Source organism: Bacillus sp. AP8, from assembly GCF_000321185.1.
Taxonomy (GTDB): domain Bacteria; phylum Bacillota; class Bacilli; order Bacillales; family DSM-1321; genus Bacillus_AD; species Bacillus_AD massilioanorexius.
Window position 1 is genome coordinate 237,384 of record NZ_CAPG01000027.1, and the last position, 26,266, is coordinate 263,649.

General features: G+C 36.2%; 29 protein-coding genes and 1 pseudogene. 27 read left to right on the forward strand and 3 right to left on the reverse strand.

What is annotated here, in order from left to right; genetic code table 11:
- The first annotated feature begins 18 nt into the window (after positions 1–18).
- The 10 genes from BN349_RS05855 to BN349_RS05905 all read left to right on the forward strand — a co-directional run bounded on the left by BN349_RS05855 (position 19) and on the right by BN349_RS05905 (position 4,825).
- On the forward strand, positions 19–225 hold the full coding sequence (locus BN349_RS05855; protein WP_019241347.1) for a hypothetical protein: 207 nt from the start codon (positions 19–21) through the stop codon (positions 223–225).
- Entirely contained in the window at positions 215–388 is a 174-nt protein-coding gene (locus BN349_RS25805; protein ID WP_019241348.1) for a hypothetical protein, read from the forward strand. Before BN349_RS05855 ends, BN349_RS25805 begins: the two co-directional genes overlap by 11 nt.
- 163 nt (positions 389–551) lie before the next feature.
- The gene (locus tag BN349_RS05870) at positions 552–863 is read left to right on the forward strand and encodes a hypothetical protein (RefSeq protein ID WP_019241350.1); all 312 of its coding nucleotides are present in this window, start codon (positions 552–554) and stop codon (positions 861–863) included.
- The gene (locus BN349_RS05875) at positions 854–1,288 is read left to right on the forward strand and encodes a hypothetical protein (RefSeq protein WP_019241351.1); all 435 of its coding nucleotides are present in this window, start codon (positions 854–856) and stop codon (positions 1,286–1,288) included. Before BN349_RS05870 ends, BN349_RS05875 begins: the two co-directional genes overlap by 10 nt.
- Positions 1,272–1,895 (forward strand): hypothetical protein, encoded by a 624-nt coding sequence (locus BN349_RS05880; RefSeq protein ID WP_019241352.1) that lies wholly within the window; start codon positions 1,272–1,274, stop codon positions 1,893–1,895. The genes BN349_RS05875 and BN349_RS05880 overlap by 17 nt, the downstream gene beginning before the upstream one ends.
- Positions 1,888–2,337, forward strand: a complete 450-nt coding sequence (locus BN349_RS05885; RefSeq protein WP_019241353.1) for a hypothetical protein — start codon at positions 1,888–1,890, stop codon at positions 2,335–2,337. Before BN349_RS05880 ends, BN349_RS05885 begins: the two co-directional genes overlap by 8 nt.
- Positions 2,337–2,570, forward strand: a complete 234-nt coding sequence (locus BN349_RS05890) for a hypothetical protein (protein WP_019241354.1) — start codon at positions 2,337–2,339, stop codon at positions 2,568–2,570. Before BN349_RS05885 ends, BN349_RS05890 begins: the two co-directional genes overlap by 1 nt.
- Before the next feature lie 47 nt (positions 2,571–2,617).
- Positions 2,618–2,947, forward strand: coding sequence for a hypothetical protein (locus tag BN349_RS05895; protein ID WP_019241355.1), 330 nt, complete (start codon positions 2,618–2,620; stop codon positions 2,945–2,947).
- Positions 2,937–4,541, forward strand: a complete 1,605-nt coding sequence (locus BN349_RS05900; protein WP_019241356.1) for a hypothetical protein — start codon at positions 2,937–2,939, stop codon at positions 4,539–4,541. Before BN349_RS05895 ends, BN349_RS05900 begins: the two co-directional genes overlap by 11 nt.
- Positions 4,541–4,825, forward strand: a complete 285-nt coding sequence (locus BN349_RS05905) for a hypothetical protein (protein ID WP_019241357.1) — start codon at positions 4,541–4,543, stop codon at positions 4,823–4,825. Before BN349_RS05900 ends, BN349_RS05905 begins: the two co-directional genes overlap by 1 nt.
- A 114-nt stretch (positions 4,826–4,939) precedes the next feature.
- Here the strand turns inward: BN349_RS05905 and BN349_RS05910 are convergent, their stop codons facing one another.
- Positions 4,940–5,254 carry a hypothetical protein gene (locus tag BN349_RS05910; protein WP_019241358.1) on the reverse strand — a complete coding sequence of 105 codons (315 nt, stop codon included), beginning with the start codon at positions 5,252–5,254 and terminating at the stop codon, positions 4,940–4,942.
- Positions 5,255–5,792: 538 nt separating this feature from the next.
- Between BN349_RS05910 and BN349_RS05915 the strand changes: the two genes are divergently transcribed.
- The 5 genes and pseudogenes from BN349_RS05915 (at position 5,793) to BN349_RS05930 (ending at position 9,230) form a co-directional block, all read left to right on the forward strand.
- Positions 5,793–6,422: a recombinase family protein gene (locus BN349_RS05915; protein ID WP_019241359.1), complete on the forward strand. Its 630-nt coding sequence runs from the start codon at positions 5,793–5,795 to the stop codon at positions 6,420–6,422.
- Positions 6,423–6,613: 191 nt separating this feature from the next.
- The gene (locus BN349_RS05920) at positions 6,614–7,147 is read left to right on the forward strand and encodes a hypothetical protein (protein WP_019241360.1); all 534 of its coding nucleotides are present in this window, start codon (positions 6,614–6,616) and stop codon (positions 7,145–7,147) included.
- Between the two features lie 110 nt (positions 7,148–7,257).
- Positions 7,258–7,734 carry a hypothetical protein gene (locus BN349_RS05925; RefSeq protein ID WP_019241361.1) on the forward strand — a complete coding sequence of 159 codons (477 nt, stop codon included), beginning with the start codon at positions 7,258–7,260 and terminating at the stop codon, positions 7,732–7,734.
- A gap of 200 nt (positions 7,735–7,934) precedes the next feature.
- Positions 7,935–8,030, forward strand: a pseudogene (locus BN349_RS25810) (sporulation initiation factor Spo0A C-terminal domain-containing protein); the annotation flags it as partial.
- A gap of 456 nt (positions 8,031–8,486) precedes the next feature.
- Positions 8,487–9,230 carry a glycerophosphodiester phosphodiesterase gene (locus BN349_RS05930; RefSeq protein WP_019241362.1) on the forward strand — a complete coding sequence of 248 codons (744 nt, stop codon included), beginning with the start codon at positions 8,487–8,489 and terminating at the stop codon, positions 9,228–9,230.
- Positions 9,231–9,307: 77 nt separating this feature from the next.
- On the opposite strand, the gene BN349_RS05935 is transcribed toward BN349_RS05930, so the two are convergent.
- Positions 9,308–9,541: a DUF2627 domain-containing protein gene (locus BN349_RS05935; protein ID WP_019241363.1), complete on the reverse strand. Its 234-nt coding sequence runs from the start codon at positions 9,539–9,541 to the stop codon at positions 9,308–9,310.
- 335 nt (positions 9,542–9,876) lie between these two features.
- On the opposite strand from BN349_RS05935, the gene BN349_RS05940 reads away from it, so the two are divergent.
- From BN349_RS05940 to BN349_RS05990, 11 genes are all read left to right on the forward strand, one after another.
- A complete protein-coding gene (locus tag BN349_RS05940; RefSeq protein ID WP_019241364.1) occupies positions 9,877–11,946 on the forward strand; it encodes a sigma-54 interaction domain-containing protein in 2,070 nt (689 codons plus the stop codon).
- 489 nt (positions 11,947–12,435) lie between these two features.
- Positions 12,436–13,860 (forward strand): dihydrolipoyl dehydrogenase, encoded by a 1,425-nt coding sequence (gene lpdA, locus BN349_RS05945; protein ID WP_019241365.1) that lies wholly within the window; start codon positions 12,436–12,438, stop codon positions 13,858–13,860.
- Positions 13,861–14,116: 256 nt separating this feature from the next.
- The gene (locus tag BN349_RS05950) at positions 14,117–15,106 is read left to right on the forward strand and encodes a thiamine pyrophosphate-dependent dehydrogenase E1 component subunit alpha (protein ID WP_019241366.1); all 990 of its coding nucleotides are present in this window, start codon (positions 14,117–14,119) and stop codon (positions 15,104–15,106) included.
- A 17-nt stretch (positions 15,107–15,123) separates the two neighbouring features.
- Positions 15,124–16,107 (forward strand): alpha-ketoacid dehydrogenase subunit beta, encoded by a 984-nt coding sequence (locus BN349_RS05955; protein WP_019241367.1) that lies wholly within the window; start codon positions 15,124–15,126, stop codon positions 16,105–16,107.
- 26 nt (positions 16,108–16,133) lie between these two features.
- Entirely contained in the window at positions 16,134–17,390 is a 1,257-nt protein-coding gene (locus tag BN349_RS05960) for a dihydrolipoamide acetyltransferase family protein (protein WP_019241368.1), read from the forward strand.
- Between the two features lie 248 nt (positions 17,391–17,638).
- Positions 17,639–19,504, forward strand: a complete 1,866-nt coding sequence (locus BN349_RS05965) for a methylmalonyl-CoA mutase family protein (RefSeq protein ID WP_019241369.1) — start codon at positions 17,639–17,641, stop codon at positions 19,502–19,504.
- 48 nt (positions 19,505–19,552) lie between these two features.
- Complete coding sequence (gene scpA, locus BN349_RS05970; protein ID WP_232423527.1) at positions 19,553–21,691, forward strand: methylmalonyl-CoA mutase; 2,139 nt, start codon at positions 19,553–19,555, stop codon at positions 21,689–21,691.
- Positions 21,691–22,719, forward strand: a complete 1,029-nt coding sequence (meaB, locus tag BN349_RS05975; RefSeq protein WP_019241371.1) for a methylmalonyl Co-A mutase-associated GTPase MeaB — start codon at positions 21,691–21,693, stop codon at positions 22,717–22,719. The genes scpA and meaB overlap by 1 nt, the downstream gene beginning before the upstream one ends.
- 259 nt (positions 22,720–22,978) lie before the next feature.
- The gene (locus BN349_RS05980; protein WP_019241372.1) at positions 22,979–23,416 is read left to right on the forward strand and encodes a BrxA/BrxB family bacilliredoxin; all 438 of its coding nucleotides are present in this window, start codon (positions 22,979–22,981) and stop codon (positions 23,414–23,416) included.
- A 185-nt stretch (positions 23,417–23,601) separates the two neighbouring features.
- Complete coding sequence (locus tag BN349_RS05985) at positions 23,602–24,606, forward strand: aromatic acid exporter family protein (protein WP_019241373.1); 1,005 nt, start codon at positions 23,602–23,604, stop codon at positions 24,604–24,606.
- A 10-nt stretch (positions 24,607–24,616) separates the two neighbouring features.
- Positions 24,617–25,126 carry a L,D-transpeptidase gene (locus BN349_RS05990; RefSeq protein WP_019241374.1) on the forward strand — a complete coding sequence of 170 codons (510 nt, stop codon included), beginning with the start codon at positions 24,617–24,619 and terminating at the stop codon, positions 25,124–25,126.
- 286 nt (positions 25,127–25,412) lie between these two features.
- Here BN349_RS05990 and prli42 read toward each other — a convergent pair whose 3' ends face one another.
- Entirely contained in the window at positions 25,413–25,508 is a 96-nt protein-coding gene (gene prli42 / locus BN349_RS25815) for a stressosome-associated protein Prli42 (RefSeq protein WP_019241375.1), read from the reverse strand.
- A 341-nt stretch (positions 25,509–25,849) separates the two neighbouring features.
- On the opposite strand from prli42, the gene mce reads away from it, so the two are divergent.
- Positions 25,850–26,266, forward strand: coding sequence for a methylmalonyl-CoA epimerase (gene mce, locus BN349_RS06000; RefSeq protein ID WP_019241376.1), 417 nt, complete (start codon positions 25,850–25,852; stop codon positions 26,264–26,266).

Below are 26,266 nucleotides of genomic sequence, written 5' to 3' on the forward strand. Positions count from 1 at the left end.
GAAGGGGGTTTGCGAACGATGGCTAAGAAAGAATTAGAAGTAATGCTTTGCCCGGTATGTTTAGAATCTCAGCCAAATGAACGCTATCACTATGCGCGAGTATCAGACGGAAAAAGAACGGCAGTGTTTAAGTTCGGACGACATATAAAGCTACATTATGTAAAACAACAAGTTCCGGTTGTGTGGGATCGGTACACGAAAGGCGGTGGCAAACGTGACAGATAAATTACAAGTTAAATATTTCCGCAAAGGTAAGCTGATAGAAGCGCAGGTATTCGATGGAGAAACCGAGCGCTCTTTTTATTTTGGTGGAAATTATTCTTTAAGTCATATACATTCGCAGATTCCACGCCTTTATATGGATGAACGATTTGAAAGGAGTGCATAAGTAATGAAAAAGAAAAGGAAGCGAATACCACCAAAGCGAGGATTTAAGCTTGCGGTACTTATCGGGAAACAAACTGAACAAATGCTTAGAAAACAAGTTAGGAGGTCAGCGCCGTGATTTATTCGATTTTCTTAAAATATTATCGAAAGCGAGGTTGTAAATTGTGATAACATCACGCAATTTGTACGTTGAAGAGCCGAGGGACAAATATGACGTAGGTAAATGTTATAAAGAGGCACCACCATCGCCAGCAGTTGAGCCTACCGCAAAAGTAATAGTTAACCGCCATAAAGAATTCGGCTCAGTTTGGGCAACATTAAAGCTCTCGGCAGTTGACATAGAAACGGGCGAAATTATTAAAGAATCTGAATCGAGGCTACAAAGTTGGATTCCTAAAAATTCAGCGGAAGAAACGGGCCGCGTTGCAAGATTTATCGACGAGGTAAGAAATGAGGGCTATATAGTATGTACTTAATTATCGCAAATATTGAGCGAATTAGTATGAGCGAGTTTATTGTTGCTTGTGTTTATGATGATAACGGACAGTTAGTGGATCAGATTGCGAAACCTTTTGAAAGTTATGAGCAAGTTACTGATTTGTTATTAGACGAGTTATTCGCAATTAATCAGCGCCAATTTGAAGTTTGGACTAGTGACGGAAAGCTTTACGGTCATTTACTCGCTTTGCCTGGCGCAGCTGCTTTATTAAAGCATAGCGATGATACTTACGACACGAAACTAATCATCAAACAAAACGAAGAGATATTACGAGATTTATATGAACTCGGACCTGCCGTTGTGTTGCCAGCTTTACCAAAATGGCGCGAATGGTTGTATGACTTATCGCTGAAAATAACTTATTTCATTGGAGGTAACGGAAAATATGACAGTACAATTTAAAAAACTAGAAGAGTTTATAAAGGAAAGAGAAGCGTCGCAAAAAGTCCAGAGCGAAATGCAAGGGCGCTTAAACGATGCAAACGCGAAGTATGAACAAAAAAAGGCTGAGTATGAAGCAACAATAACGGCGGCAGCTCTCGAAGGCAAGGATATGACTGCGAAACTAGATAAATTAGATGAGGAAATAAAGGAAGCAAAGGCAGCAGTTGAGCGTCGACAGAAAGAAATACAAATATATTTGGCAGCTAACCCACTTATAAAAATAAAGCCAGAAGAAGTTGTTGCGTCATTTAATAGTGAAGTAATGCCGGAATTTAGAAAAGTTCGTTTTGACGCTGTATTAACTCGTCTACTGAAAGCGAAAATTGAGTACGAACAAGCCGAACTAGATTATCAAAAAGCTGTAGAAGAGTTTGAGGATATTAGAGATAAAGGGCGTGGAGCTCTTGGTGAAGAGTATTTCTACAAGTTTAATAGCATTAGATTTGGCACTAAGGACAGCAGGAGTAAATACTTAATCACTCAAAACGACCTAACGGATTTAGGAAGAGGACGCCAAATGACTAGTATCCAATATGTCGATAGAGAGGAGTTAATGAATGATTAATTATAAACAATTGGCAAACTTAAATGAAATGAAGATGATGGCTCGCGGTAATCCGCAAAAACTTGCTGAGTATACAATGAAAGAACGTCATTTAGAGTTAATAAAAGATGAACACTTTTCGGAGGAACATCCGTTTATTGACGGATTTTTAGAAAGTCATTTGCAGCAGCTTAAAGATTTCGCGGAAGCTAATCCCGATGATGAGTCGGCACAAGTTCGCTACAATTTGCAGAAGGAGCGCTTTGCAGTTCGTGAGGCAGAAAAAACACGTCATATTGATACTCGTATCATGAAAAGTGAAATTAATCAAAAGATGCAAGAAGGAAACATAACTACAAGTGACTTGAAAAAGGCTGAATACTTAGCGCGGACATATGGCTCATTGCAAGATTTAGCCAGATATGCGCAAATCAAAAGACAATTAGAAGGAGATGTTGAGTAATGAATATTTATAAAACGGGAGAAGGAAAATTTGTCTTTAAAGGTGACGAAGCGTTAGCGGAAAAATTAAACGGAGCAAGTTACGCAGATACAGATATAAGTGATTTACGAGTAACTGCCGATGACCTGGCGCGATTGTTTGCCATAGCAGAGAAAACCGGAACAGTTGGAAATATTAAGCGTTATTTTGCGCTAAAAGATAAATATATCAAAACGTATGAAGCTGCCGAATAATCGGTGGCTTTTTATTTTTACTATTAAAATTTGAGAGGATGAAGAAAATGAGAGTTAAACAGACGGAGAAACTAGTTGAATTTGGCGTACTAATTAATCGTATCGCTGAGTACCAAAGTAAGGTTCCACGCAATATAGTGCGCCAATTAAACAAGCACATTAAGTGGTTAAACGCTAATCAAAATGACGCAATATTTGGCAAGCTAATAACCGCAAATTTAAGAGTTGCCGAGCAAGTTGAACTATATGTAAAGGCACGTAATGCAGGCGACGAAATGGGAGCAACTGAAGCGAAGAAAAAGTCGGAAGAACTGTGGCATTTAACGGAATTGCTCGCTAATCACATTCATAGGGAGATGATGAGAAGTGGCGTTTGATTTAGTAGCGAAACTTAGCTTAGAAGATAAATTTTCCAACCCTATGCGTAAAGTTGAACGTCAGCTTAAGAGCACACAGCGAATAATGGACCAGATGAAAACGACTACTGAGCGTACTAGTTCAGCAACAAGTCGAGCTGGCGGTAGTTTCGCAAGTTTAGGGCGTGGTGCTGGCGGAGCTTTAAAGAATATCTTCAGCTTAAAGTCGGGCTTGCTCGGCTTAGTCGGAACCTATGCGACCGTTGCCACAGCGAATAAAACCTTCATGGCTACTGTAGGTCAAGCGATGGAACGTGAGCAGTCAAACGTTATGATTAAAGCGATGTTTGACGACAGCCAAGCGTCTAAACAATACGTGAAAATGGTTAGTGATATGGCGATAAATAGTCCGATACTTGACTCGAAGGCTATGCTCGGAAACTCAAAGTCTTTTATTACAGTTTCAAAAGATATGAAACAACTTGAAAAAATGTGGAATCTAGCTGAGCGTATGGCAGCCATCGACCCATTACAAGGTACGGAGGGTGCTGTATTTGCTCTAAGGGAACTATTTAGTGGTGATTCACAGTCGATCGTCGAACGATTCGAAATGCCTCGAGCAATTATGAACGATATTAAGAAACTTCCACTAGATCAGCAACTTGCGAAGCTAGATAAATACTTTAACAAAATAGGTATGACGCAGAAACTTATTGACGAGATGGGCGGAACAACGCTCGGTAAGTGGCAGCAAGTAAAAGAAAAATTTAATCTTATTCTTAGCGATATGGGTACGCCAGCCTTAGATACAGTTTCGACCTTTTTTGATGATTTACTTAAGCGTTTCGATAGTGATGACTTTACAAGGTTTGGAAAAATCGGTGGCCGCATGATAGATGGTATTTTAATAGGTCTAACTAGCGCTACTATTGACGTTTACGATTGGTTTACCGGTCTCGTTAACTCGGAGGACTTCAAGAAAAAGACAACTGTTTACGGAAAAGTTTCATTCGTGATTGATGACGTTTATAAACGCTTTTTAAAATGGCTTGATAAGGACGGAAAAGGCAAGATCGAAGCTACATCAAAGATACTTATACAATCGTTAGCAGCTGCGATCGATACTTCTTTGCCTATCTTAGTTCCTATCGCAATTAAAGTCGGAGCGGGAATCGGTAAGGGTGTTATCGAAGGATTTAACGCATCTGTTAAAGATTCATTCATCCTATCGGCATTAAGCGGAAAACAGGCTCAGCGAGAATATATAACTAAAAAAGTTAAGTCTATCGGTACGGATATAGTGGTTGATAAATTTAAGAAACACTTAGAGGTAAGGGGTAAGAAGGACGATTCTAAGAAGTCTCCAGGTAAAAGCCACAACGGCGGACTTAATTACGTCCCGTATTCAGGATACCAGGCAGTTTTGCATAAGGGTGAAACAGTCTTAACACGCGGTGAGGCGCAAGCATATCGCGAAGGTAAAAGCGGAGGAAACGGAGGTAATACGTACCACTTTAACGTTACCTTAGGCGCAGGCTCAATTAAGGCACAAGCCGATGAGTTTTTCGATTACTTCGTTACCAAAGTAGAAATGAGCGGGGAGGCTGGCGCATAATGGCGATTGAAAAACGACTAGGAATTGAGGGATCAAACGCGGCAAAGTTCGTCCAACTCATTCGTAAGTACGGGCATAACCGAGATACTAATGTTGAGATAGCGATAGTAGTTTCGCCATTTCCTTCGCTAAGCTTACGAGTATATGACGGTGTGGTGCTCGAGAGTGAGGACTTAATCATATCGCGCACAGTGCGTCAAATAGACTTGAAATCGGGCGATAAAGTAATCGTATTGTGTGATGAGAGTCAGCAAGCATTTTACGTGATAGATCAGATAGTATAGAGAATAATGGCGGAGTCCTTTCGATAGGGGCTTCGCTCTTTCTTGGGAAAGTATAGTATAGCAGAATGTTAAAAGCCGACCATTAGGACGGCTCATTTTCTTGTTTGGATTAAATTATTCCCAAGGCTTTTTCTCTTCCTTGTATTTTTCTAAAGGTGAATCCCAAGGGTGACTAGTAGGTGTACTATTTTGATTTCCTGAATCATAAACATCGTTAGACTCATAAGAGTCATTTGAATCATAATCATCGGATGTATTGTTAGAAGAACATCCATAAAAAAGAATTCCTAGTGCGATTACTAAACAGACAGCTGCTCCAATCCAATATTCCAATTTTACACTTGTAGATGTTGCGCGAAGTGCCAAATTGGCATTACGAGCTGCGAATCCGAGAAGAGCAATAGCGATTAGTGTAAATATGATACCCATTACAAATCAACTCCAATAAAAATAAATTCGACATTATTTATAATAATATAATTTTTTCGATTTTGCAGATAACTCAATGACTACTTTATGAACAATGTAAAATAGGGATAATTGTATTTGAACACAATGTTAATTGATAATTAGAGTACGTAAATAATTTTCTTTAAATAATAATTTTTGATACGTGGAATTGGAGTGCAAAATGAATTGGTAAGTGAAATTTACCTACAATAAGGGTTCGTTTTGATGTTGAAATGCGTTTTATATCGCATAATATAGAAGGAAAGCGGAATGATTACGATTTATATTCAACATAATACAACGTAAATCAATTGCGAGGGGCTGCCGGAGCGTGGACGCCTTCTGAACTCAGGGGGTTATTTCGTTCGTAAACGTATACTTCGCGAACTATCTCAGAAGCCTTGATATTACGGTCGTAAAGGCGTTATTTTTTATTTATGAACGTTCGTATATTTTGTTGATCTTTGCGGAATGATTGGCTTATAATGGTAGTAATAAACGTGAAGGAGCGGACGCCATGTTGAAATTAGGATATGTGCGAGTAAGTGCGAAGGATCAGAATGAAGGGCGCCAATTATATAAGATGCAGGAAAAGGGCGTTGAGCCGTTACGGATATATGTCGATAAGGCAAGCGGCAAGAACTTCGACCGACCGCAATATCAGTTAATGAGGCAAACATTGCGCAAAGGTGACTTATTATATATCGACGCATTAGACCGACTTGGACGTAATTATGACGAGGTTATCGCAGAATGGAAATACATAACGAGGGATATTGGCGCCGATATTGTTATCCTTGAAAATGAAACGTTATTTGATAGTCGTAAGTTTCGTGAGATGGGCGACATAGGACGCTTAATGGAGGATCAGTTCTTATCGCTGCTATCCTATGTTGCGGATCAGGAACGTAAGAAGATAAGGCAGCGCCAGGCAGAAGGAATTGCGCAGGCTAAGCGAGAAGGTAAGCACGTCGGTCGTCCGATTATTAGTTACGAAACTCTTAGCGATAAGCAGAAGCGAATTATAGAAGAGACTTATACAAAATGGAAAGCCGGGGATATAACAGCGGTGGACTTCATGCGTTCGCTTGATTTAAAGAAAACATCGTTTTATAAAGTTATTAAAGAATATGAATCGAATAAATAGCAACGAATAAAGGCGCAAAATCCCCATAGCGCCTCTCCTAATACTCTCCAACTGAACTACGCCATTAGCGCACAATTTTTCAAAACTCACTTTATCGCATTAAAGTATCTATAGTCGAAAAAATATACGCAGTATTTTTTAAACTCAGGGGTTGTGATATGGTAAAATATTACTGTAAAGGGGGCTGCTGAATGAAGAAGATAACGGGATTTATGGGCGCACTATTATTATTCTTACTTATCGCAGGATGTAGCGCAGAGCCAGCGGAAAAGCAAGAGCCGGACATAGTGACGGAAGAAGAGCCGGAAAAAGAGGAAGTTACGGAGCCGATTAAAGTAGAACAAGCGGAGGAAATTAAGCCTGCGCCACCGAGTCCACCGATTGTTAATTTCGCTAACTTTGACAAGGCAAATAAGCGTGACACAGAGGAAAAAGTCTATATGGACGGCTTATTTATCTTAGAGAATGGCGAAAGAGTTACAGCAGATTATATTATGTATGCTGACGGAGCTTACTACGAGTATGCAAGCGCTATATTTAGTGAGGGTAAACTCGCAAGAATTAAACTAGAAACTAGTGCAACTATTGGCGATATAGAAAAAGGATTAGGAATAACGTTTGATGATAGCATTAAGGTAGACGCAACTAGAATCGGCTACGAAATCATATTTAATCCGACTTTTGACTCTAATAATATATATCGCTATCCATTTGAATTAGATTAATAGAACGCCCCTACCTGGTAATACCTATTACTTTTATGTTTCTTCTCGTAAAAGGGAAATATTGGTATAATGATCTTGGTAAGTTATTTAGTTAGGTGGAGGTTGGCGAAATGGGGATAAAATTCGATAGAACTACGTGGAAAGTTATTATAATATTCGGGGTACTTTCAGTAATTTTGGTTTTTGGAGCGATCGGTAACTACGTTAATAGTGAAGATCGCACGTTCGAAAAAGAGTCGTTTTTTACAAGTGACTTCAACGGGCTAAAAGTAACAGCTCACGATATAAGTTTCGATAAAAATGCTGACACGGGTAAAGTCATTATGACAGTGGCGGTTCAGTTTGAAAATTCAAAAGAAACATCGTTTAAAGTAGGAAAACCGTTATTCAGCAGTCTATCTTTAATCGATATAGACAAAAAGGTAACTGGCGATACTACTTCGCGCGGATATATAGAATATCAAACAAAAACGAATTCAATTAAAGCAATCGAAAAGAGAACGCTAAGAATTGAAGTAAGCGACATGTCCACTGATGATTGGTCGTACATTGATATAAAAATTCCGGATAAATACTTTAAAGAGTAACATTTCGCCCTAGCCTTCGTGGTTAGGGTTCCTTTTTTTGCTAAATTTAACGAGTTTCTTCATATTATATACTTGCTCTTCCTCTATCGCTCAGATATAATAAAGACAACTATCACTCACCGGTAAATATTCGAGTGATAAACCGATAAAGAAAGCGCAGTTTACGTTATTTGAGTAACTAAAAACACTGTTAAATCAACGGTTACACCGTATCCATGTCTAAAGCCAAACCTACTAACTCAGAGTTCATCGCGATGGTCGCAGATAAGCTTCGATTAGAACATAAAGCTTCTTGAAAGAGTTAGGCAGGCTTTGAATTAAAGTCCTGATTTTCTATAGAATATGTAAAAAAGATCCAATCGATTTTTCATCAATTGGTCTTTTTTTATGTTTACTTCAAGCATTGTTAAGAAGTCAAAGAAGTGGCAGAAATGATATAATTATTAGAAAAAGGTCTTTTGATAGTACGACGAGATAAAATAAGGCTGATTTTGCATCTGTTGAAATAGTCTTATTAAAAGGGTTTAGGTGAGTTCCACTTCAGGATACTCGCTTTCTGAGGTACATTTATTAGGTGTTAGGGTCTCGCTTGTAACATACTTCCGCAGAAGTCTTACAGCTTACACTCAATAGCTTATATATGCTAATTTAATTTACTGAACTTATTTAATAACAACAATCTTTTTGAAAACAGCCAAAACAAAAAGATCTATTATGGATGTTTATCAAAGAATATGGAAAGGAGCTTGCTTGTGATTATTACGACACAAATCTTTGCGCATAGGGGAGCTGCTGGGACTTTTCCAGAAAATACAATGGTGGCCTTTAAAGAAGCAGAAAGAGTCGGTGCCGATGGTATTGAATTGGACGTTCAACTAACTAAAGATGGTAAAGTTGTTGTTATTCACGATGAACAATTAGATCGCACGACGAACCAAAAGGGTTTGGTCATGGACTATACTCTTAAAGAATTAAAACAGTTCGATGCTAGTTATAAATATGGGAAAAAAACAGGTTTTGTAGAAATACCTACACTTGAGGAAGTATTAACTTGGCTTCAAGGGAATAGTATGCTTCTAAATATTGAGCTGAAAAATAGTGTTATTTTATACCCTGGTCTTGAAGAAAAAGTTATTAACCTGGTAAAACAATATAATATGCAAGATCGTGTCATATTTTCTTCTTTTAATCACTATAGTATTGTGCATTGCTATCAGTTAGCTCCAATGATTGAAACAGCGCCTTTGTATCGAGATGGATTGTATATGCCTTGGGTTTATGCAAAAGCAATTCAGGCAAAAGCGATTCATCCGAATATTAAAGCTGCACCAAATATGATCATTACTAGCGCTATGAATGAAGGGATTGCTGTACGTCCGTATACCATTAACAATGAAGAGCAAATGACGAATCTTTTTTCCATTAATTGTTCAAGCTTTTTCACAGATTATCCTGAAAAAGCGATTCAGTTAAAGCAAAAGTTAATGAGTAAATGATATAAAGAAACAAGAAACAAATCAAATCCCTAACAGAACGAGGGTCTGTTAGGGATTGATTTCTGACTTTAGGGTTTTCATCTAATAAATCGCTTTTGAACTTTATTTCGTTTACGATCTCTATGTAGTATAAAACCTGCTATAAAACCAATTCCACCAACCATCATAATAAATCCGACCAAAAATTGTAGAATGAGTGAAGGAAAAGGAAATTGTAATATTCCGAAAATCATATCACGCATAAATTTAATCCCCATTGCAGCACATACACCTGGAATAAATAAAATTAGAAATGCTATTAATCTTCCCATTGTATTGTCCCCTTTAAAATATGTCTTCATCCCGTTAAAAAACCTGTGAAACTTCGTCATAAAATGTAATCTCGTAAGGAATAGAAAAGGAATTCCGAAGAGGAGTGTCTGAAGATGCTATTGAAGCTAAGGAATTAGAAACAAGGAAAAATGGTTTATCGAATATATACTCTCTTTATTGTAGAATAGAATATTTATTAAATTTGTCAATAGACATATCAGGTTTTTGATGGAAAAAATATATAAAATGTGGAAATTCTGCTAACATATAAGGGAATCATTAGTTAACTGTCACAAGATAAATTCTATAAATGCTGATGAAGAAGGTGAGCGGCTTGCAAAAGGTTATGATCGTGGGAGCTGGAAAAGGCGGAACTTCGATTTTGAAATTATTTTTAGAGGCTGATTTTTTACATGTTGGTTCCATTATTGATCAAAATGTTAACGCTGAAGGATTAGAGCTAGCAAAACAAATAAGAATCAATTACGGTACGGACTGGAGAGAGTTTCTTGATGAAACATACGATATTATTATTGATGTAACGGGGAGTCAAAAGACATTTCAGGAAATTCGTAAAGCAAAACATTCACATACTATTTTAATTCCAGGAACAGTTGCTTTTATTATTGCAAAACTACTTGAAGAAAAAGAGCTACTTATTGATACTTTACAAGATGAATCCTATAGAAGAGATCTAATTTTCAACTCGACTGAAGAGGGTATGATTGTAATTGATGAAAATGCGAGAATAACCTTATTTAATGGTAGTGCAGAAAAGATGGTTGGTGTACTACATAAGGATGCCATTGGCAAGCATGTTAAGGATGTTATTCATAATAGTCGCTTACCAATCATTTTAGAAAGTAAGCAGGTTGAGACTAATAAAGAACATGAATTAAGCAATGGGTTAAAAATCATCACGACGAGAATTCCGATGTTGAATGAAAATGACGAAATCATTGGAGCGTTTGCTGTATTTAAGGATATTTCTGAAGTCGTTAATTTAGCAGAAGAAATTACAAATTTAAAAGAGATTCAAACGATGTTACAGGCGATTATCCATTCAAGTGACGATGCTATTTCTGTCGTTGATGAGCATGGAAGAGGTATTTTAATTAATCCAGCTTACTCTCGTATTACAGGCCTAAAAGAAGAAGAGGTAATTGGTCAGCCAGCATCGACGGATATATATGAAGGAGATAGTATTCATATGAAGGTGCTTCAGACGCGAAACCCGATTCGTGGTACTAAATTAATTGTTGGACCACATAAAAAAGAAGTCATCGTAAATGTAGCACCGATTATCGTAGAAGGAAATCTTAAAGGTAGTGTAGGTGTAATACATGATATGTCAGAAATACAAGAGCTTACCCAAGAATTGCATAGGGCACGTCAAATTATCCGCACGTTAGAAGCAAAATATCGTTTTGAAGATATTATTGGCTGCTCCGAAGAAATGACGTTGGCTATTGAGCAGGCTAGAATAAGTGCTACAACACCTGTAACGGTTTTGTTACGAGGGGAATCTGGAACAGGAAAAGAATTATTTGCTCATGCTATTCATAATGAAAGTGATCGAAAATTTAATAAATTTATTCGTGTCAATTGTGGGGCAATTTCTGAATCTTTACTTGAGAGTGAACTTTTTGGTTATGTGGAAGGAGCATTTTCAGGTGCGAAAAGAGGAGGTAAAATAGGTCTGTTTGAAGAAGCGAACAATGGAAGTATTTTTTTAGATGAAATAGGAGAAATGAGCTTATCCATCCAAGTGAAATTACTTCGAGTATTACAAGAAAAAGAAATTGTAAAAGTAGGAGCAACTAAAGCAACTCCAATTAACGTTCGAATAATAGCAGCAACAAATGTTAATTTAGAGCAAGCGATTAACAATGGACAGTTTCGGGAGGATCTTTATTATCGATTAAATCGCATGCCAATATTTATACCTCCGTTAAGACAGAGAAAAGAAGATATCTCGTTATTAACGAATCATTTATTACAAAAACTCAATCAAGAGTATGGCAGAAAAATAGATGGGGTAACGGATGATGCGTTGCAGCTGCTCATTCGATATAATTGGCCAGGTAATGTAAGGGAATTAGAAAACGTATTAGGGCGAGCAATGATTTTTATGAAATTTAGTGAAAAAGTGATTGATGTACCACATCTATCTATTTCTTTAAACACAAAAGTAGAAAGTCAACAAGTAAATGATCAATTGACTGTTAAAGAAGCAACTTCACTAACAGAAAGAGTGGATGAATTCGAGAGACAAATCATTGAGAGATGTTTGGATTTGAATAATGGAAATAAAACAGCAACTGCTAGAGAATTAGGTATTTCGGTAAGAAATCTGTATTATAAGATGGATAAGTATATGTTAGAAAAAAATAGCATGCAATAATTTTCATGCTATGAAAATTATTGCATGGTTTATGATTCCTTCATTTGGGGTATTGTGGTATGGATGAAATATAAAGTAAGAGGTACGGTTAACGTGCCTCTTACTTTTTTGCATTATACAAAAACTGAATTCTTGTGATTTTATAAAGTTGGCATAGATTTTGCAATAATTTGTTATACAAGTAAATTCTCATTCTCTTATCTTCATACAATTTAGTTATTGTAAATATAAAGAAAAAGAATAATCTTCATTTTTTATTGATAATATGGAATCTTTCTGAAGGGCTATATATCAAAGAAAATCATACACCTATGATTTATAGTGTAAAAAAATAACAGTGCAACATTTATAATCTGTTGCTTTAATAATATGGAGGTTTATTCTAAATGTAAGGTGTATTTTAAATTGGATAAACATTTAAAAATATTAGTGTTTGCCTTACGAATTTAAGACTTCACTGATCGATCTATAACAGGGAGGTAGTTTTTTATGTCGAAAGAGTATGATTTAGTCATCATTGGTGGAGGTCCGGGGGGATATGTGGCTGCGATTCGCGCATCTCAATTAGGATTAAAAACAGCTATTGTTGAAAAAAATTTACTTGGTGGTACATGTTTGCATAAGGGGTGTATCCCATCGAAAGCGTTGCTTAGAAGTGCTGAAGTGTTTCAACAAACACAAAATAGCTTAGAGTTCGGAGTCATTTCTAATGATGTAACATTAGATTTCTCAAAAGTTCAAAATCGAAAAGAAAATATTGTAAACAGTTTATATAACGGTATAAAGCATTTGATGAAAAAAGGAAAAATTGATGTGTATGATGGGATAGGTAGAATACTAGGTCCGTCCATTTTCTCACCACTTCCAGGCACAATATCAGTTGAGATGAATGATGGTAGTGAGAATGAAATGCTTATTCCGAAAAATGTAATACTTGCCACAGGTTCAAGACCTAGCTCATTACCTGGATTAAACATTGATGGAGATAAAGTATTATCATCTGATGAAATGTTGAAACTAGAAAGTCTTCCTAAAAGCTTGTTAATTGTAGGTGGAGGAGTAATCGGTATCGAATGGGCTTCTATGATGAGTGATTTTGGCGTTGAAGTAACGGTTGTAGAATATGCGTCGAGTATTTTACCAGCTGAAGATCATGAGATTTCTAAAGAACTGCAAAGATTATTAAAAAAGAAAAATATACAAATTGTGACGAAGGCAAAAATTTTGCCGGAAACCATAAGTCACGAAAAAGAAGGAATAACGGTTAAAGCAGAAGTAAATGGGATTGAAAAAAGCTTTTCCGCAGAAAAAATGTTAGTTAGTGTTGGACGAAAAGCAAATTTAGAAAAAATTGGTCTTGAGAATACTGAGATTTTAGTTAATAATGGTTATATTAGTACCAACTCCTATTATCAGACAAAAGAAAGTCACATCTACGCAATTGGTGATTGTATAGGTGGATTACAGCTTGCTCACGTCGCATCACATGAGGGGATTATTGCTGTTGAACATATAGCAGGGTTGAAACCTCAAGTACTAGAGGCTACTTCTGTATCGAAGTGTGTATATTCTAATCCAGAAGTAGCAAGTGTTGGATTAACTGAAAATCAAGCAAAGGAAAAAGGATTCAATGTTAAAGTAGGGAAGTTTTCATTTAAAGGTATAGGCAAGGCGTTAGTACTAGGTGATAATAATGGTTTTGTAAAAATAGTTGCTGATCAAGAATCAGATGATATTCTTGGAATTCATATGATTGGACCTCATGTAACTGATTTGATTTCGGAAGCTGGATTAGCGAAGGTTTTAGATGCTACACCATGGGAAATTTCCCATACTATTCATCCTCATCCATCATTATCCGAAGCGATTGGTGAAGCGGCGCTTGCTGTTGAAGGAAAAGCACTACATTCCTAGGTTATGAATACTCTTCTTCATTTAAGGGTTTAGGAAAGTATATGAACTAAAATACTGTCTAGCTCCAGCACTATTAAACTTGCTAGGCAGTTGTAGCTTTCTTATTTTCAGAACTAGTCGAATCATTTCTAAATTGATAGTACTAAAACCTTCAACACTTTTTAGAAGATTGTTAACTGTCCTATAATAAGGCAAATTTTAATAACTATAGAAAACTTTAAAAGAGCAATTTGTAAAATGATTGGAGGATAAACATATGGAAAATCGCCATAAAGAACTGGGTTTGTCGAACGAAAAACTTATGGAAATGTATGAAACAATGATTCTTGCAAGAAGAATTGATGAGCGCATGTGGTTATTAAATCGTTCAGGAAAAATACCTTTTGTTATTTCTTGCCAAGGACAAGAAGCGGCTCAAGTAGGAGCGGCTTTTGCACTTAATACTGAAAAAGACTATATATTACCTTATTACAGGGATGTCGGAGTTGTATTAACCTTTGGGATGACTGCAAGAGAGTTAATGCTTTCAGGATTTGCGAAAGCGGAAGATCCGAACTCAGGTGGAAGACAAATGCCAGGACATTTTGGTCAGAAGAAGAATCGTATAGTAACAGGTTCTTCACCCGTTACTACACAAGTTCCTCATGCTGTTGGGATAGCATTAGCTGGAAAAATGGAAGGGAAAGATTTAGTCTCCTTTGTAACATTTGGAGAAGGGTCTAGTAATCAAGGAGATTTTCATGAAGGGGCAAACTTTGCGGGTGTTCATAAGCTTCCGGTAATCTTTATGTGTGAGAATAATAAATATGCGATTTCTGTTCCAATCGAAAAACAATTAGGTTGTGCTAGAGTTTCAGACCGTGCCATTGGGTATGGTATGCCTGGGGTTACAGTCGATGGAAACAATCCTCTAGAAGTATATAAAGTGGTTAAAGAAGCTGCTGAGCGTGCTAGAAGAGGTGATGGTCCTACTTTAATCGAAACGATTACTTATCGACTAACGCCGCATTCAAGCGATGATGACGATAGAGCGTATCGAGCGCAAGATGAAATATCTGAAGCGAAATCAAATGATCCAATTCAATCTTTTGCAACTTATCTAAAAGATTGCGGTATTTTGAATGATGAAAGTGAAAAAGAAATTAATGATCGCATTATGAAAATAGTAAATGACGCAACTGATTTTGCAGAAAATGCACCGTATGCAAATCCAGAACATGCTTTAAATCATGTATATGGTAACTAGTAAGGAGGGAGAATAATATGCCTGTAATTTCATATATAGATGCAGTGACGATGGCGATTCGTGAAGAGATGGAAAGAGACGAGAAGGTTTTTGTATTAGGTGAAGATGTTGGAAGAAAAGGTGGGGTCTTTAAGGCAACACAGGGATTATATGAACAATTTGGTGAACATCGAGTACTAGATACACCTTTAGCAGAGTCGGCAATAGCTGGTGTAGGTATAGGGGCAGCCATGTATGGAATGAGACCGATTGCTGAAATGCAATTTGCAGACTTCATTATGCCTGCTGTTAATCAAATTGTGTCTGAAGCTGCAAAAATTCGATATCGTTCAAATAATGATTGGAATTGTCCTATCGTCATTCGAGCTCCTTACGGTGGTGGTGTTCATGGCGCCTTATATCATTCTCAATCAGTAGAAGCGATGTTTGCTAATACACCGGGTTTAAAAATTGTAATGCCTTCTACTCCGTATGACGTAAAGGGTTTATTGAAGGCTGCTGTTCGTGATCCTGACCCTGTGTTGTTTTTTGAACATAAAAGAGCTTATCGACTTATTAAAGGAGAAGTGCCACAGGAAGATTACGTATTACCAATTGGAAAAGCAGATGTTAAACGTGAAGGTGAAGATGTCACTGTCATAACTTATGGTTTATGTGTTCACCATGCTTTACAAGCAGCTGAAAAACTTGCTTCTGATGGCATATCCACTCATGTTTTGGATTTACGAACAATATATCCTTTAGATAAAGAAGCTATCATTGAAGCGGCTTCGAAAACGGGTAAAGTATTGTTAATCACTGAAGATAACAAAGAAGGTAGCGTTATTGGAGAGGTAGCAGCTATTATTGCAGAGAATTGCCTCTTCGATTTGGATGCACCAATCATGAGATTAGCTGGTCCAGATGTTCCAGCTATGCCTTATGCACCAACAATGGAAAAATTCTTTTTAGTCAATAGTGACAAAGTTGAGAAAGCAATAAAAGAGCTCGCTGAATTCTAAATACTTACAGATAGGGGGGACCTAAGTTGGCAATTGAAACAATGAAAATGCCGCAGCTTGGAGAAAGTGTTACAGAAGGCACAATAAGTAAATGGTTAGTTGGACCTGGAGATTCTGTAAATAAATATGATCCAATTGCTGAAGTAATGACTGATAAAGTAAATGCAGAAGTGCCTTCTTCGTTTTCTGGTATTATTAAAGAACTAATTGCTGAGGAAGATCAGACTTTAGAAATAGGAGAAGTTATCTGTACGATAGAAGTGGAAGAGCAAAATGAGGAAAAAGTAGTTGTTCAGTCTAGTAATCAACCTGAAGTGACAAAAATCGAAAAGCCTTTAGCAAGCGCTCGTTACTCACCTGCTGTTTTACGTTTATCTCAAGAGCACAACATTGATTTAGCTCAAATCACAGGAACTGGGGCAGGTGGTAGAATCACTCGTAAAGATATTTTACAAGCTGTTCAAGCTGGTGGAATTAACGAAAAGCCAGTTGAAAAAGAGAGTGTTCAAACTAAAATGACATCAGCAGAAATTCAACCACTTGTATCTAAGTCGGCAGAGGAGAAATCTTATGTACCTGTAAATGGTGATCTTGCGTTACCTATAAACCCTGTCCGAAAAGCAATTGCAAACAATATGCTGAAAAGTAAACATGAAATTCCACATGCTTGGATGATGATAGAGGTTGATGCTACTAATCTAGTTGCTCTCCGCAATAAAGAGAAAAATCGCTTTATGGAGAAAGAAGGCTATAATCTAACTTATTTCGCGTTTTTTGTTAAAGCTGTTGCTCAAGCGTTAAAGGAATTTCCAGAAATTAATTCAACATGGGCTGGCGATAAAATCATTCAAAAACGTGATATACATTTAAATATTGCGGTAGCAACAGAAGATTCTTTATTTGTTCCTGTAATTAAACATGCTGATGAAAAATCTATCAAAGGTGTTGCTAGAGAGATTACAGATCTTTCTCGAAAAGTTAGAACTGGTCAGTTAAAGGCAGAAGAAATGCAAGGTGGTACTTTTACTGTTAATAATACGGGGTCATTTGGTTCGGTTCAATCAATGGGTATTATTAATCATCCGCAAGCTGCTATACTACAGATTGAATCGATTGTGAAACGTCCAGTAATCATTGATGGCATGATTGCGGTTCGTGATATGGTCAACTTATGTTTATCGTTGGATCATCGAGTGCTTGATGGCTTGGTTTGTGGGAAATTCTTAGCAAGAATTAAAGAAATTATTGAAAATATGTCAGACGAAAATACGTCGATTTATTAATGAAAAAGCACTTTTGAAGAGCGTATTGCTTGTTCTCAAAAGTGCTTTTTTTGATTTTTTTTGTAAAGGATAATTGCAGGAAAAGGTTAGCTGTACTAGAATAGAGTTAATAGTTGAAATATTTATACAAATTTCGACATTAGTTGCGTTTTCATTTCATAAAGGGGGGTGTAGGCTTTTATTAGGATTAAAACAGCATGAATTGAAAGCGTTCACGCTAGGATAGTACTTAATAAAAGCGAACAAACATGAATCTTCAAGAGACAAAAGCGGTTACTTTTCCACTAGCTACTATGGAAGATTGGGAAAAGAAGGCTGAGGCAAGTTTAAAGGGGAAATCTTTAGCTAAACTTAAGACATCAACTTATGAAGGTATAGAATTAAAGCCTTTATATACTGAAGATAGTTCTGTAATAAACGAAGAATGGCCAGGATTTGCACCATACACAAGAGGTACAGATGCTTTAGGTTATGCTAAGCGACCATGGTTAGTTTCACAAAAGATTTTTGGAGACAGTGCTGAACAAATTTTAGCAAACTTTAATCAATTGGTAAGCCGCGGCCAAAATTCATTAGCGGTTGATTTTAGCCAATTGGCAACGATGAATAGTGATGAACTACAATTCTTTTTACAAGAAGCGTCGAAAAAAGAACAACCACTTTTCGTAGATACTAAAGGTGGTCAAAAAGCTTTGCTTTCACAGGTGAAAAAATTATCCAAAGTAGAGCAAGAAGGACTTAAAGGCGTGTTAGCGGAAGATCCAATAGCTGAGGGAGTTATCCAAGGTAAAGGAATTTTAGATCCAGAAGCTTTTTTTGCTGAATGGTTTGAACATTTGAAAGAGGCGGATTTACCTAATGTAAAGAAAATCTTAGTGAAGTCTACAGCTGTTCATAACGCTGGTGGGAATGCTGTGCAAGAGTTAGCTACAGCTCTAGCGACTGCTTCAGAATATCTACACTATGGAATGAAAAATGGGTATACAGCAGAAGATGTGGCTAAAAATATCGTGTTTGCTTTTGGGATAGATTCAGCTTTCTTTATGAATGTTGCAAAATTACGAGCAGCAAGACGTTTATGGTCTTTATTAGGTCAAGAATTTTCTACGGATCCTGAATGCTTTAAAATGTACATTCATGCAGAAACTTCAACGTTCACGTCTACTTTATTTGATTCATATGTAAATTTACTACGCCAAGCTAACCAAGCTTTTGCAGCAGTTATCGGTGGTGTCCAATCATTAGAGGTAAAAGAATATAGTGTTGCTTCAAATGAAACATCATCTTTCTCAGATAGAATCGCAAGAAATATTCACTTAGTGATAAAAGAGGAAACGCTAGTGGATAAAGTAGTAGATCCTGCTGGTGGTTCATTTTATGTTGAAACATTAACAAATGAATTGACTGATAAAGCGTGGAGCTTATTTCTTGAAATTGAAAAACGCGGTGGGCTAATTGAAGTATTACGTACCGGTTGGCTACAAGAAAATGTTAAAGAAACATTAACAGAAAAGAAAGAAAATGTAGCTAAGCGTAAGGATAGTCTAATTGGAACCAATGTATATCCGAATTTAGAAGATACCGTTGTATTAAATAAATCTAAGTCACTTGAAGTGGCATTACCATATGAAATTGAACAGATTATACCTTTAAAAGGAGTTCGTCTAGCAGAGGATTTCGAGAATTTACGAATTGCTTCACTTAACTATAAAGAAAAGAACGGAAAATGCCCTGAAATAGGTTTAATTTGTATTAAAGATTTAAAATCATATAAACCTCGAGCTGATTTTGTTAAAGGATTTGTTGCAGCTGGTGGAGTTGAATCTATTCAACAACAATGTTCAACAATTGATGAAGTAATCCAGTTTGTTAAAACAAGCTCATTTAAGCATTATGTTTTATGTGGAAGTGATGCTGATTATGAAGAAGTTGCTGTAGCATGGACAAAAGCAATAGTAGAAGCGGATAAACAAGTGGAAATCTTCATAGCTGGTAAACAAAATGCAGAATTAGATCAACAATTGAAAACAGCTGGATTGAAGGATGTTATTGCTGTTGGAAGTAATGCTGTTACACAAATTACATCAATTTTAACAGACTTGGAGGTTTTGTAATTGTCTACACGTCGTGATTTTTCAAAATTAACACCTAAGAAAAAACAAATTGGCCAAAATGATTGGAAACAGACTGCTGCAAAAAGCATAGAAAACTTGGAAGAGCTTCTTTTTGAAACAAATGAAGATATTAAAATTAATACTTTATACAATAAAGAGGACGTTCAAGGATTAGAACAAATGCAACATCTGCCCGGAATCGCTCCATTTACAAGAGGGCCTTATCCGACTATGTATGTAAATAAACCATGGACAGTTCGCCAATATGCTGGTTTCTCAACGGCTGAGGAATCAAATGCTTTTTATCGACGTAATTTAGCTATGGGGCAAAAAGGTCTATCTGTTGCATTTGACTTAGCAACTCATAGAGGGTATGACTCTGACCATGAACGCGTTGTAGGTGATGTAGGTAAAGCGGGTGTTGCAATTGATAGTATGATTGATATGAAACAATTATTTGACGGTATTCCATTAGATCAAATGAGTGTTTCAATGACTATGAATGGTGCGGTATTACCTGTTTTAGCATTTTACATCGTAACAGCTGAAGAGCAAGGAGTTCCTCAAGAAAAGCTGTCTGGTACAATTCAAAATGATATTTTAAAAGAATATATGGTGCGTAATACGTACATTTATCCACCAAAAATGAGTATGAAAATTATTGCAGATATATTCGAGTATACTTCTAGGTATATGCCGAAATTTAATAGTATTTCTATCTCGGGTTACCATTTACAGGAAGCTGGAGCGCCTGCTGATTTGGAATTAGCTTATACACTTGCTGATGGAATTGAATATGTTCGAACTGGGCTTCAAGCAGGAATTCCTATCGATAAATTTGCACCAAGGCTTTCATTTTTCTGGGCTATTGGCATGAATTATTTTATGGAAGTTGCCAAAATGAGAGCAGCACGATGTATTTGGGCGAAATTGATGAAACAATTTGAACCTGAAAATGAAAAATCTACAATGTTAAGAACTCATTCACAAACATCAGGCTGGAGCTTAACAGAACAAGATCCATTTAATAATGTAGCTCGTACTTTAATTGAAGCTCATGCTGCAACAATGGGACATACACAATCCTTGCATACAAATGCGCTGGATGAAGCAATTGCTTTACCGACAGATTTCTCTGCCCGTATTGCTCGTAATACACAATTATATCTACAAGAGGAAACTTCAATGACTAAAGTTATTGATCCATGGGCAGGTTCTTACTATGTAGAAACACTAACAAATGAGCTTATTGAGAAAGCTTGGAAGCATATTGAAGAGATTGAATCATTAGGCGGTATGGCGAAAGCTATCGAAACAGGAATTCCTAAAATGAGAATTGAAGAAGCTGCGGCTAAACGTCAGGCGAAAATTGATTCTAAATTAGAGACAATCGTTGGAGTAAACAAATATCGTTTAGAAAAAGAAGAAGCGCTAGATATTTTAGAAGTTGATAATACGGCTGTTCGTGAAAGTCAATTGGAGAAATTAAAGCAATTAAGAGAAAATCGTGATGAAGAAAAAGTAATTGCAGCTCTTAATGCTATTACAAAAGCTGCTGAAACTGGAGAAGGTAATTTGTTGGCTCTTGCTGTTGAAGCAGCACGCGTAAGAGCGAGCCTAGGAGAGATTTCAATGGCTATTGAATTAGTTTCAGGACGACATTCAGCGGTTATTCGTTCAATTAGCGGTGTTTATAGTTCATCGTATGGTGTGGAAGACGATATTTCTGAAGTGAAAAGAATGACAGACGAATTCTTAGAGCAAGAAGGAAGACGACCTCGTATTTTAATGGCGAAAATGGGTCAGGATGGTCACGATAGAGGAGTCAAAGTTGTATCTACAGCATTTGCAGATTTAGGCTTTGATGTTGATATGGGACCTTTATTCCAAACACCAGCAGAAACTGCCCGTCAAGCAGTTGAAAATGATGTCCATGTCGTTGGAATGAGTTCACTTGCTGCTGGGCATAAAACGTTATTACCACAGCTTATTGAAGAACTGAAAAAACTTGGGCGTGAAGACATTATCGTTATTATTGGAGGGGTAGTTCCACAGCAAGATTACGACTTCTTATATGAACATGGTGCTAAAGCAATTTTTGGACCAGGAACAGTTATTCCTGAATCGGCAAAAACTCTTATGAAAGAAATCTATAAAGCATTAGGGTATGAGGAAGTGTCTTCATAATGACAGACCGAAATCAACATAAACCAAGGTTCGTTAAGAAGGATCGGAAAAGAATTGATACAGATGAACTATTACATGGTATTCTTGCCGGTAATCGAGCAGCACTAGCAAAAGGGATTACGCTAATTGAGAGTAATGCACCTCATCATTTTGATAGTGCTCAGGAGCTTTTGCAAAAAGTATTACCTTATACGAATAAGTCTGTTCGAGTTGGTATTTCAGGAGTTCCTGGAGCGGGTAAAAGCACGTTTATTGAACGTTTTGGTACTGAATTATGTGACTTGGGTCATAAGGTGGCTGTATTAGCCATTGACCCAAGTTCATCAATCACAGGTGGTAGTATTTTAGGAGATAAAACGCGAATGGAGAAGCTTTCTGTTAATGAAAGAGCCTTTATTCGTCCATCACCATCTGAAGGTACTTTAGGTGGTGTTCATCGTAAGACAAGAGAAAGTATGTTGCTTTGTGAGGCCGCGGGCTATGATGTCATCATTATTGAAACGGTTGGTGTAGGACAAAGTGAAGCCATCGTTAGAGGGATGACGGATTTCTTTATGCTTCTTGTGATAACAGGAGCTGGTGATGAATTACAAGGAATGAAAAAAGGAATTATGGAATTAGCTGATGCAATTGTTGTAAACAAAGCAGATGGGCATAATGTTGTACATGCTAAGACCACACAAGCTGAATATAATCGTATTTTACATGTATTACAGCCTGCAACTGTTGGATGGCAAACACAAGCATATACATGTTCTAGTATAGAGGGAACAGGTATTATGGAACTATGGGATCTTATTCAAGAGTTTGTTCAACAGGGAAAGGCAATGGGTGTTTTTGACGACAGAAGAAAAATGCAAACGAAAGAATGGATGAAACAATCACTATCTCATCAAATTCATCAGTTGTTTTTTAGTGATGAAAGAATTCGTAAATGTTTACCCCAGTTAGAGAATGATGTCATGAATGGAAATAAAACGGTTAGTAAAGCTGTTATGGAAGCTTTACAAATATTTGTGAATAAATAGACCAATCTATAATGATAAATAATTCTATTATTTCAGCTCTTATTCAGAACATGTACTCTGGATGAGAGCTGATTTGTTTGGTTAGATGATTATTCTGTTAAAATGAAGATGAATTGTATTAATACAATCAATAGCTGTAAGGCAAAAAGACGGAATAATAGGCAGTAATCAAAAATTGCTGGTTTAATGTGTTGAATACTCACATTTCTATTGTTATGATAATTATAATGATAGATTTTGTTTAAGAGAGGTAATGAGGATGAATATGGATTTTAATTTTTTTATGAATGATGTTGTAAAAACAGCACGAAATGAAATGAAATCAGCTGGTTATACAGAATTGACAACACCAGAAGAAGTAGATCAAGCATTTGCTCAAAAAGGTACAACACTAGTAATGATTAATTCTGTGTGTGGTTGTGCGGGTGGGATAGCAAGACCTGCTGCAGCTCATGCCGTTCATTATGATAAAAAACCTGATCATTTAGTTACTGTATTTGCTGGTCAAGATAAGGCTGCAACTGAACAAGCAAGAAGCTATTTTGATGAATATCCACCATCATCTCCATCATTTGCTCTATTAAAAGATGGAAAACTTTGTACTATGGTTGAAAGACATGAAATTGAAGGACATGATCCAGTGTCTGTTATGAATAAATTACAATCATACTTTGATCAATATTGCGAAGAAGTTTAATGAGATAAGAGGTTGGCTTATGATAAAAGCCAACCTCTTTCTGTTTTTTGGTAAAATTGTGAGTCTTTACATTTTCGTTTGAGTTTGAAAAATATTGAAGAAATATATAATATCTTGAAATCAATACATAGTAATGTGATACTAATCAATGGAGAAATCGATACTAATAAGTGCAGGAGAGAAGTATGTTTAAAATTGGATATAGAACCATCAAAACAGCGCTCGGTGTTACAATTGCAATATACATTGCTCAATTGTTTCAGCTACATAGTTTTCCCTCTGCTGGAATTATAACAATATTATGTATTCAGGTGACCAAAAAGAAATCGTTTCAAGCTGCTTTTTATCGATTTTTAGCCTGTATCATTGCTATGTTCTTTTCAACAATCTTCTTTGGGGGGCTTGGATTTAACCCTGTAATTATAGGATTAATGCTTCTAGTATTTATTCCTACTGTTGTTGCGATAGGAGCAAAAGAAGGAATTGTGACGAGTAGCGTAATCATTTTGCATATTTATTCAGCAGGATATGTTTCTTTTGATTTAATATTAAATGAATTGGGATTAATTGTAATTGGTATCACTGTAGCGTTAATTATGAATATTTACATGCCGAGTGTAGGGAAAACGTTAAAGCAATACCAAATAGAAATTGAGAGAAATTTTGCTTTTATCTTTAAAAAAATGTCACTTTATATTCGTACAGGAAAAAGTCAGTGGAATGGTAAGGAGTTTATGGAAGTGCAAGAGCTCATTCAAGAGGCGAAATTGCTCGCTTTTCGTGATGTGGAAAATCACGTAACAAAAAGTGATGACTTGTATTATCATTATTTCAAAATGAGAGAAAAACAATTTGAAATTATTGAGAGAATGCTTCCTTTAGTTGCTTCGTTACCAAAGTCGGTTCCTTGTGCAGAAATGATAGCGGAATTTATTGATGATTTAGGAGAACATATACATCCGTATAATACATCTTATATTTATTTAGAAAAGCTAGATAAAATGCTTAAAGAGGTTAATGACTTACCTTTACCCAAGTCTCGTCAGGAGTTTAATGAACAATCTTCTTTAATCACTTTAATAAAAGAACTTGAGAAATATTTAATAATAAAGAGTGTCTATAAAGGATTATCACGAGGTAAAAAAGGTATGGATAAAAAGAAAATCGTACAAACTAAGCAAAAATCATAGGGAGATAATTATGAGAACTCTACTTTCACTTTTTTTGATTTTTGCTTTATCTATGCCAAATATAGTGAATGCTGCTCCAGTTAAAACAGAGCCTTTTCTAATTGTAAATAAGGCGAATAATAAGTTAGCCTATATAAAAGATGGGAAAGTTGTAGAAATCTTTAATGTGGCAACAGGACGAAGTAATGAATTGACTCCTGAAGGTCTATTCACTATCGTTGTTAAAGCAAAAAATCCATACTATCGAAAGAAAAACATTCCTGGAGGAGATCCGAGGAATCCTCTAGGTAGTCGCTGGCTTGGTTTTGACGCAAATGGAACAGATGGTAGAACCTTTGGTGTGCATGGAACGAATGAACCTTGGTCAATTGGGAAGTATATATCAAACGGTTGTATCCGAATGAAAAATAGTGATGTTGAACGCTTATATGAACAAGTACCGCTTAAAACGAAAATTTTAGTAACACTTTCTTCAAAAAGTTTTGCGCAAATTGCGAAGGAAAATGGATATCTTTACTAGGAAAAAAGTTGCTTTTATATACTTTGTTATCTATGAACAAGTAGTAGAGATTGGCTAAGTTGAATTCTGCAATCTCCCGTTGGAGTCTCGCGCCTCGTCCAAATCAACCATAATTCTATTAACTGATTTTGTTCATCGAACTTATTTTAAAACAACAATCTTCTAGTAGTCAGCCTATGAAAAAAAGGTCATTCACTTAAGACAAAAGTATATGACCTTTTTGTTTTATTTTTATAATATGTCATGTTTACTATTTGTATTGATCTCTACTTTAAGTGAGATAGCACTAGAAAAGGTATCCAATACCTACTAGTAAAGTGGACATTAGCATTGTAATAATCATTAAATAAACTACGATTTTTTGCATTTTTTTTATCTTCATATGAACCTTCCTTTTTTGAAAGTAATCACTAGTATTCTACCTTCTTCTGATAAACAAAACAAGTTTTTTAGTAAAAATAACTTTTTAGTTCTTGGAAATTGTATTAGTACAGTTATTCCATTATAATAATATAAAATTCAAATATTTTTTTTATCTAGTAGAAAATGGTTGTGAATACGCTTTAAATAGGGAAATTTTAATAAAAAAACATAATGAATCTCAAAATTGATGGATTGTATTAATACAGTTTTTCTATTACAATAGTATCAAGGAAATATTTTTTAAAAATATAGAATAATTAAAAATGTATGGCAATTAGGGGAAATTGGGGGAAAGTGACTATGATAAAGAAAATTGACCATATCGGTGTTGCGGTGAAATCGATTGAGCAGTCGCTCGGTTTTTATCGAGACGTTTTGGGAATGAAAGATGAAGGCGTTGAAACAGTTGAGAGTCAAGGAGTTAAAGTAGCCTTTCTAAATGCTGGTAATACAAGAATAGAATTGTTAGAACCACTACATGATGATAGTCCAGTTGCTAAATTTATTAGTAAACGAGGAGAGGGTATTCATCATATTGCTTTGGGTGTCGAAAGTATTCAAGATCGCATTGATGAAGTGAAAGCAAAAGGGATTAAGATGATTGATGAGAAATCAAGAACAGGTGCTCATAATAGCCAAGTAGCGTTCCTTCACCCGAAATCTACAGGTAGTGTACTATTTGAATTATGCGAGCAAGAAACACATAAGGGGGAATAA

What these genes read in the sequence shown, in the direction of transcription:
- BN349_RS05895 (WP_019241355.1), top strand. Translation starts at nt 2,618, where the DNA reads ATGAGAGTTAAACAGACGGAGAAACTAGTTGAATTTGGCGTACTAATT.
- BN349_RS05955 (WP_019241367.1), top strand. Translation starts at nt 15,124, where the DNA reads ATGCCTGTAATTTCATATATAGATGCAGTGACGATGGCGATTCGTGAA.
- BN349_RS05890 (WP_019241354.1), top strand. Translation starts at nt 2,337, where the DNA reads ATGAATATTTATAAAACGGGAGAAGGAAAATTTGTCTTTAAAGGTGAC.
- BN349_RS05855 (WP_019241347.1), top strand. Translation starts at nt 19, where the DNA reads ATGGCTAAGAAAGAATTAGAAGTAATGCTTTGCCCGGTATGTTTAGAA.
- BN349_RS05925 (WP_019241361.1), top strand. Translation starts at nt 7,258, where the DNA reads ATGGGGATAAAATTCGATAGAACTACGTGGAAAGTTATTATAATATTC.
- BN349_RS05885 (WP_019241353.1), top strand. Translation starts at nt 1,888, where the DNA reads ATGATTAATTATAAACAATTGGCAAACTTAAATGAAATGAAGATGATG.
- BN349_RS05880 (WP_019241352.1), top strand. Translation starts at nt 1,272, where the DNA reads ATGACAGTACAATTTAAAAAACTAGAAGAGTTTATAAAGGAAAGAGAA.
- mce (WP_019241376.1), top strand. Translation starts at nt 25,850, where the DNA reads ATGATAAAGAAAATTGACCATATCGGTGTTGCGGTGAAATCGATTGAG.
- lpdA (WP_019241365.1), top strand. Translation starts at nt 12,436, where the DNA reads ATGTCGAAAGAGTATGATTTAGTCATCATTGGTGGAGGTCCGGGGGGA.
- BN349_RS05985 (WP_019241373.1), top strand. Translation starts at nt 23,602, where the DNA reads ATGTTTAAAATTGGATATAGAACCATCAAAACAGCGCTCGGTGTTACA.
- prli42 (WP_019241375.1), bottom strand. Translation starts at nt 25,508, where the DNA reads ATGAAGATAAAAAAAATGCAAAAAATCGTAGTTTATTTAATGATTATT.
- BN349_RS05915 (WP_019241359.1), top strand. Translation starts at nt 5,793, where the DNA reads ATGTTGAAATTAGGATATGTGCGAGTAAGTGCGAAGGATCAGAATGAA.
- BN349_RS05875 (WP_019241351.1), top strand. Translation starts at nt 854, where the DNA reads ATGTACTTAATTATCGCAAATATTGAGCGAATTAGTATGAGCGAGTTT.
- BN349_RS05920 (WP_019241360.1), top strand. Translation starts at nt 6,614, where the DNA reads ATGAAGAAGATAACGGGATTTATGGGCGCACTATTATTATTCTTACTT.
- BN349_RS05935 (WP_019241363.1), bottom strand. Translation starts at nt 9,541, where the DNA reads ATGGGAAGATTAATAGCATTTCTAATTTTATTTATTCCAGGTGTATGT.
- BN349_RS05980 (WP_019241372.1), top strand. Translation starts at nt 22,979, where the DNA reads ATGAATATGGATTTTAATTTTTTTATGAATGATGTTGTAAAAACAGCA.
- BN349_RS05990 (WP_019241374.1), top strand. Translation starts at nt 24,617, where the DNA reads ATGAGAACTCTACTTTCACTTTTTTTGATTTTTGCTTTATCTATGCCA.
- BN349_RS05905 (WP_019241357.1), top strand. Translation starts at nt 4,541, where the DNA reads ATGGCGATTGAAAAACGACTAGGAATTGAGGGATCAAACGCGGCAAAG.
- BN349_RS05965 (WP_019241369.1), top strand. Translation starts at nt 17,639, where the DNA reads ATGAATCTTCAAGAGACAAAAGCGGTTACTTTTCCACTAGCTACTATG.
- meaB (WP_019241371.1), top strand. Translation starts at nt 21,691, where the DNA reads ATGACAGACCGAAATCAACATAAACCAAGGTTCGTTAAGAAGGATCGG.
- BN349_RS05950 (WP_019241366.1), top strand. Translation starts at nt 14,117, where the DNA reads ATGGAAAATCGCCATAAAGAACTGGGTTTGTCGAACGAAAAACTTATG.
- BN349_RS05910 (WP_019241358.1), bottom strand. Translation starts at nt 5,254, where the DNA reads ATGGGTATCATATTTACACTAATCGCTATTGCTCTTCTCGGATTCGCA.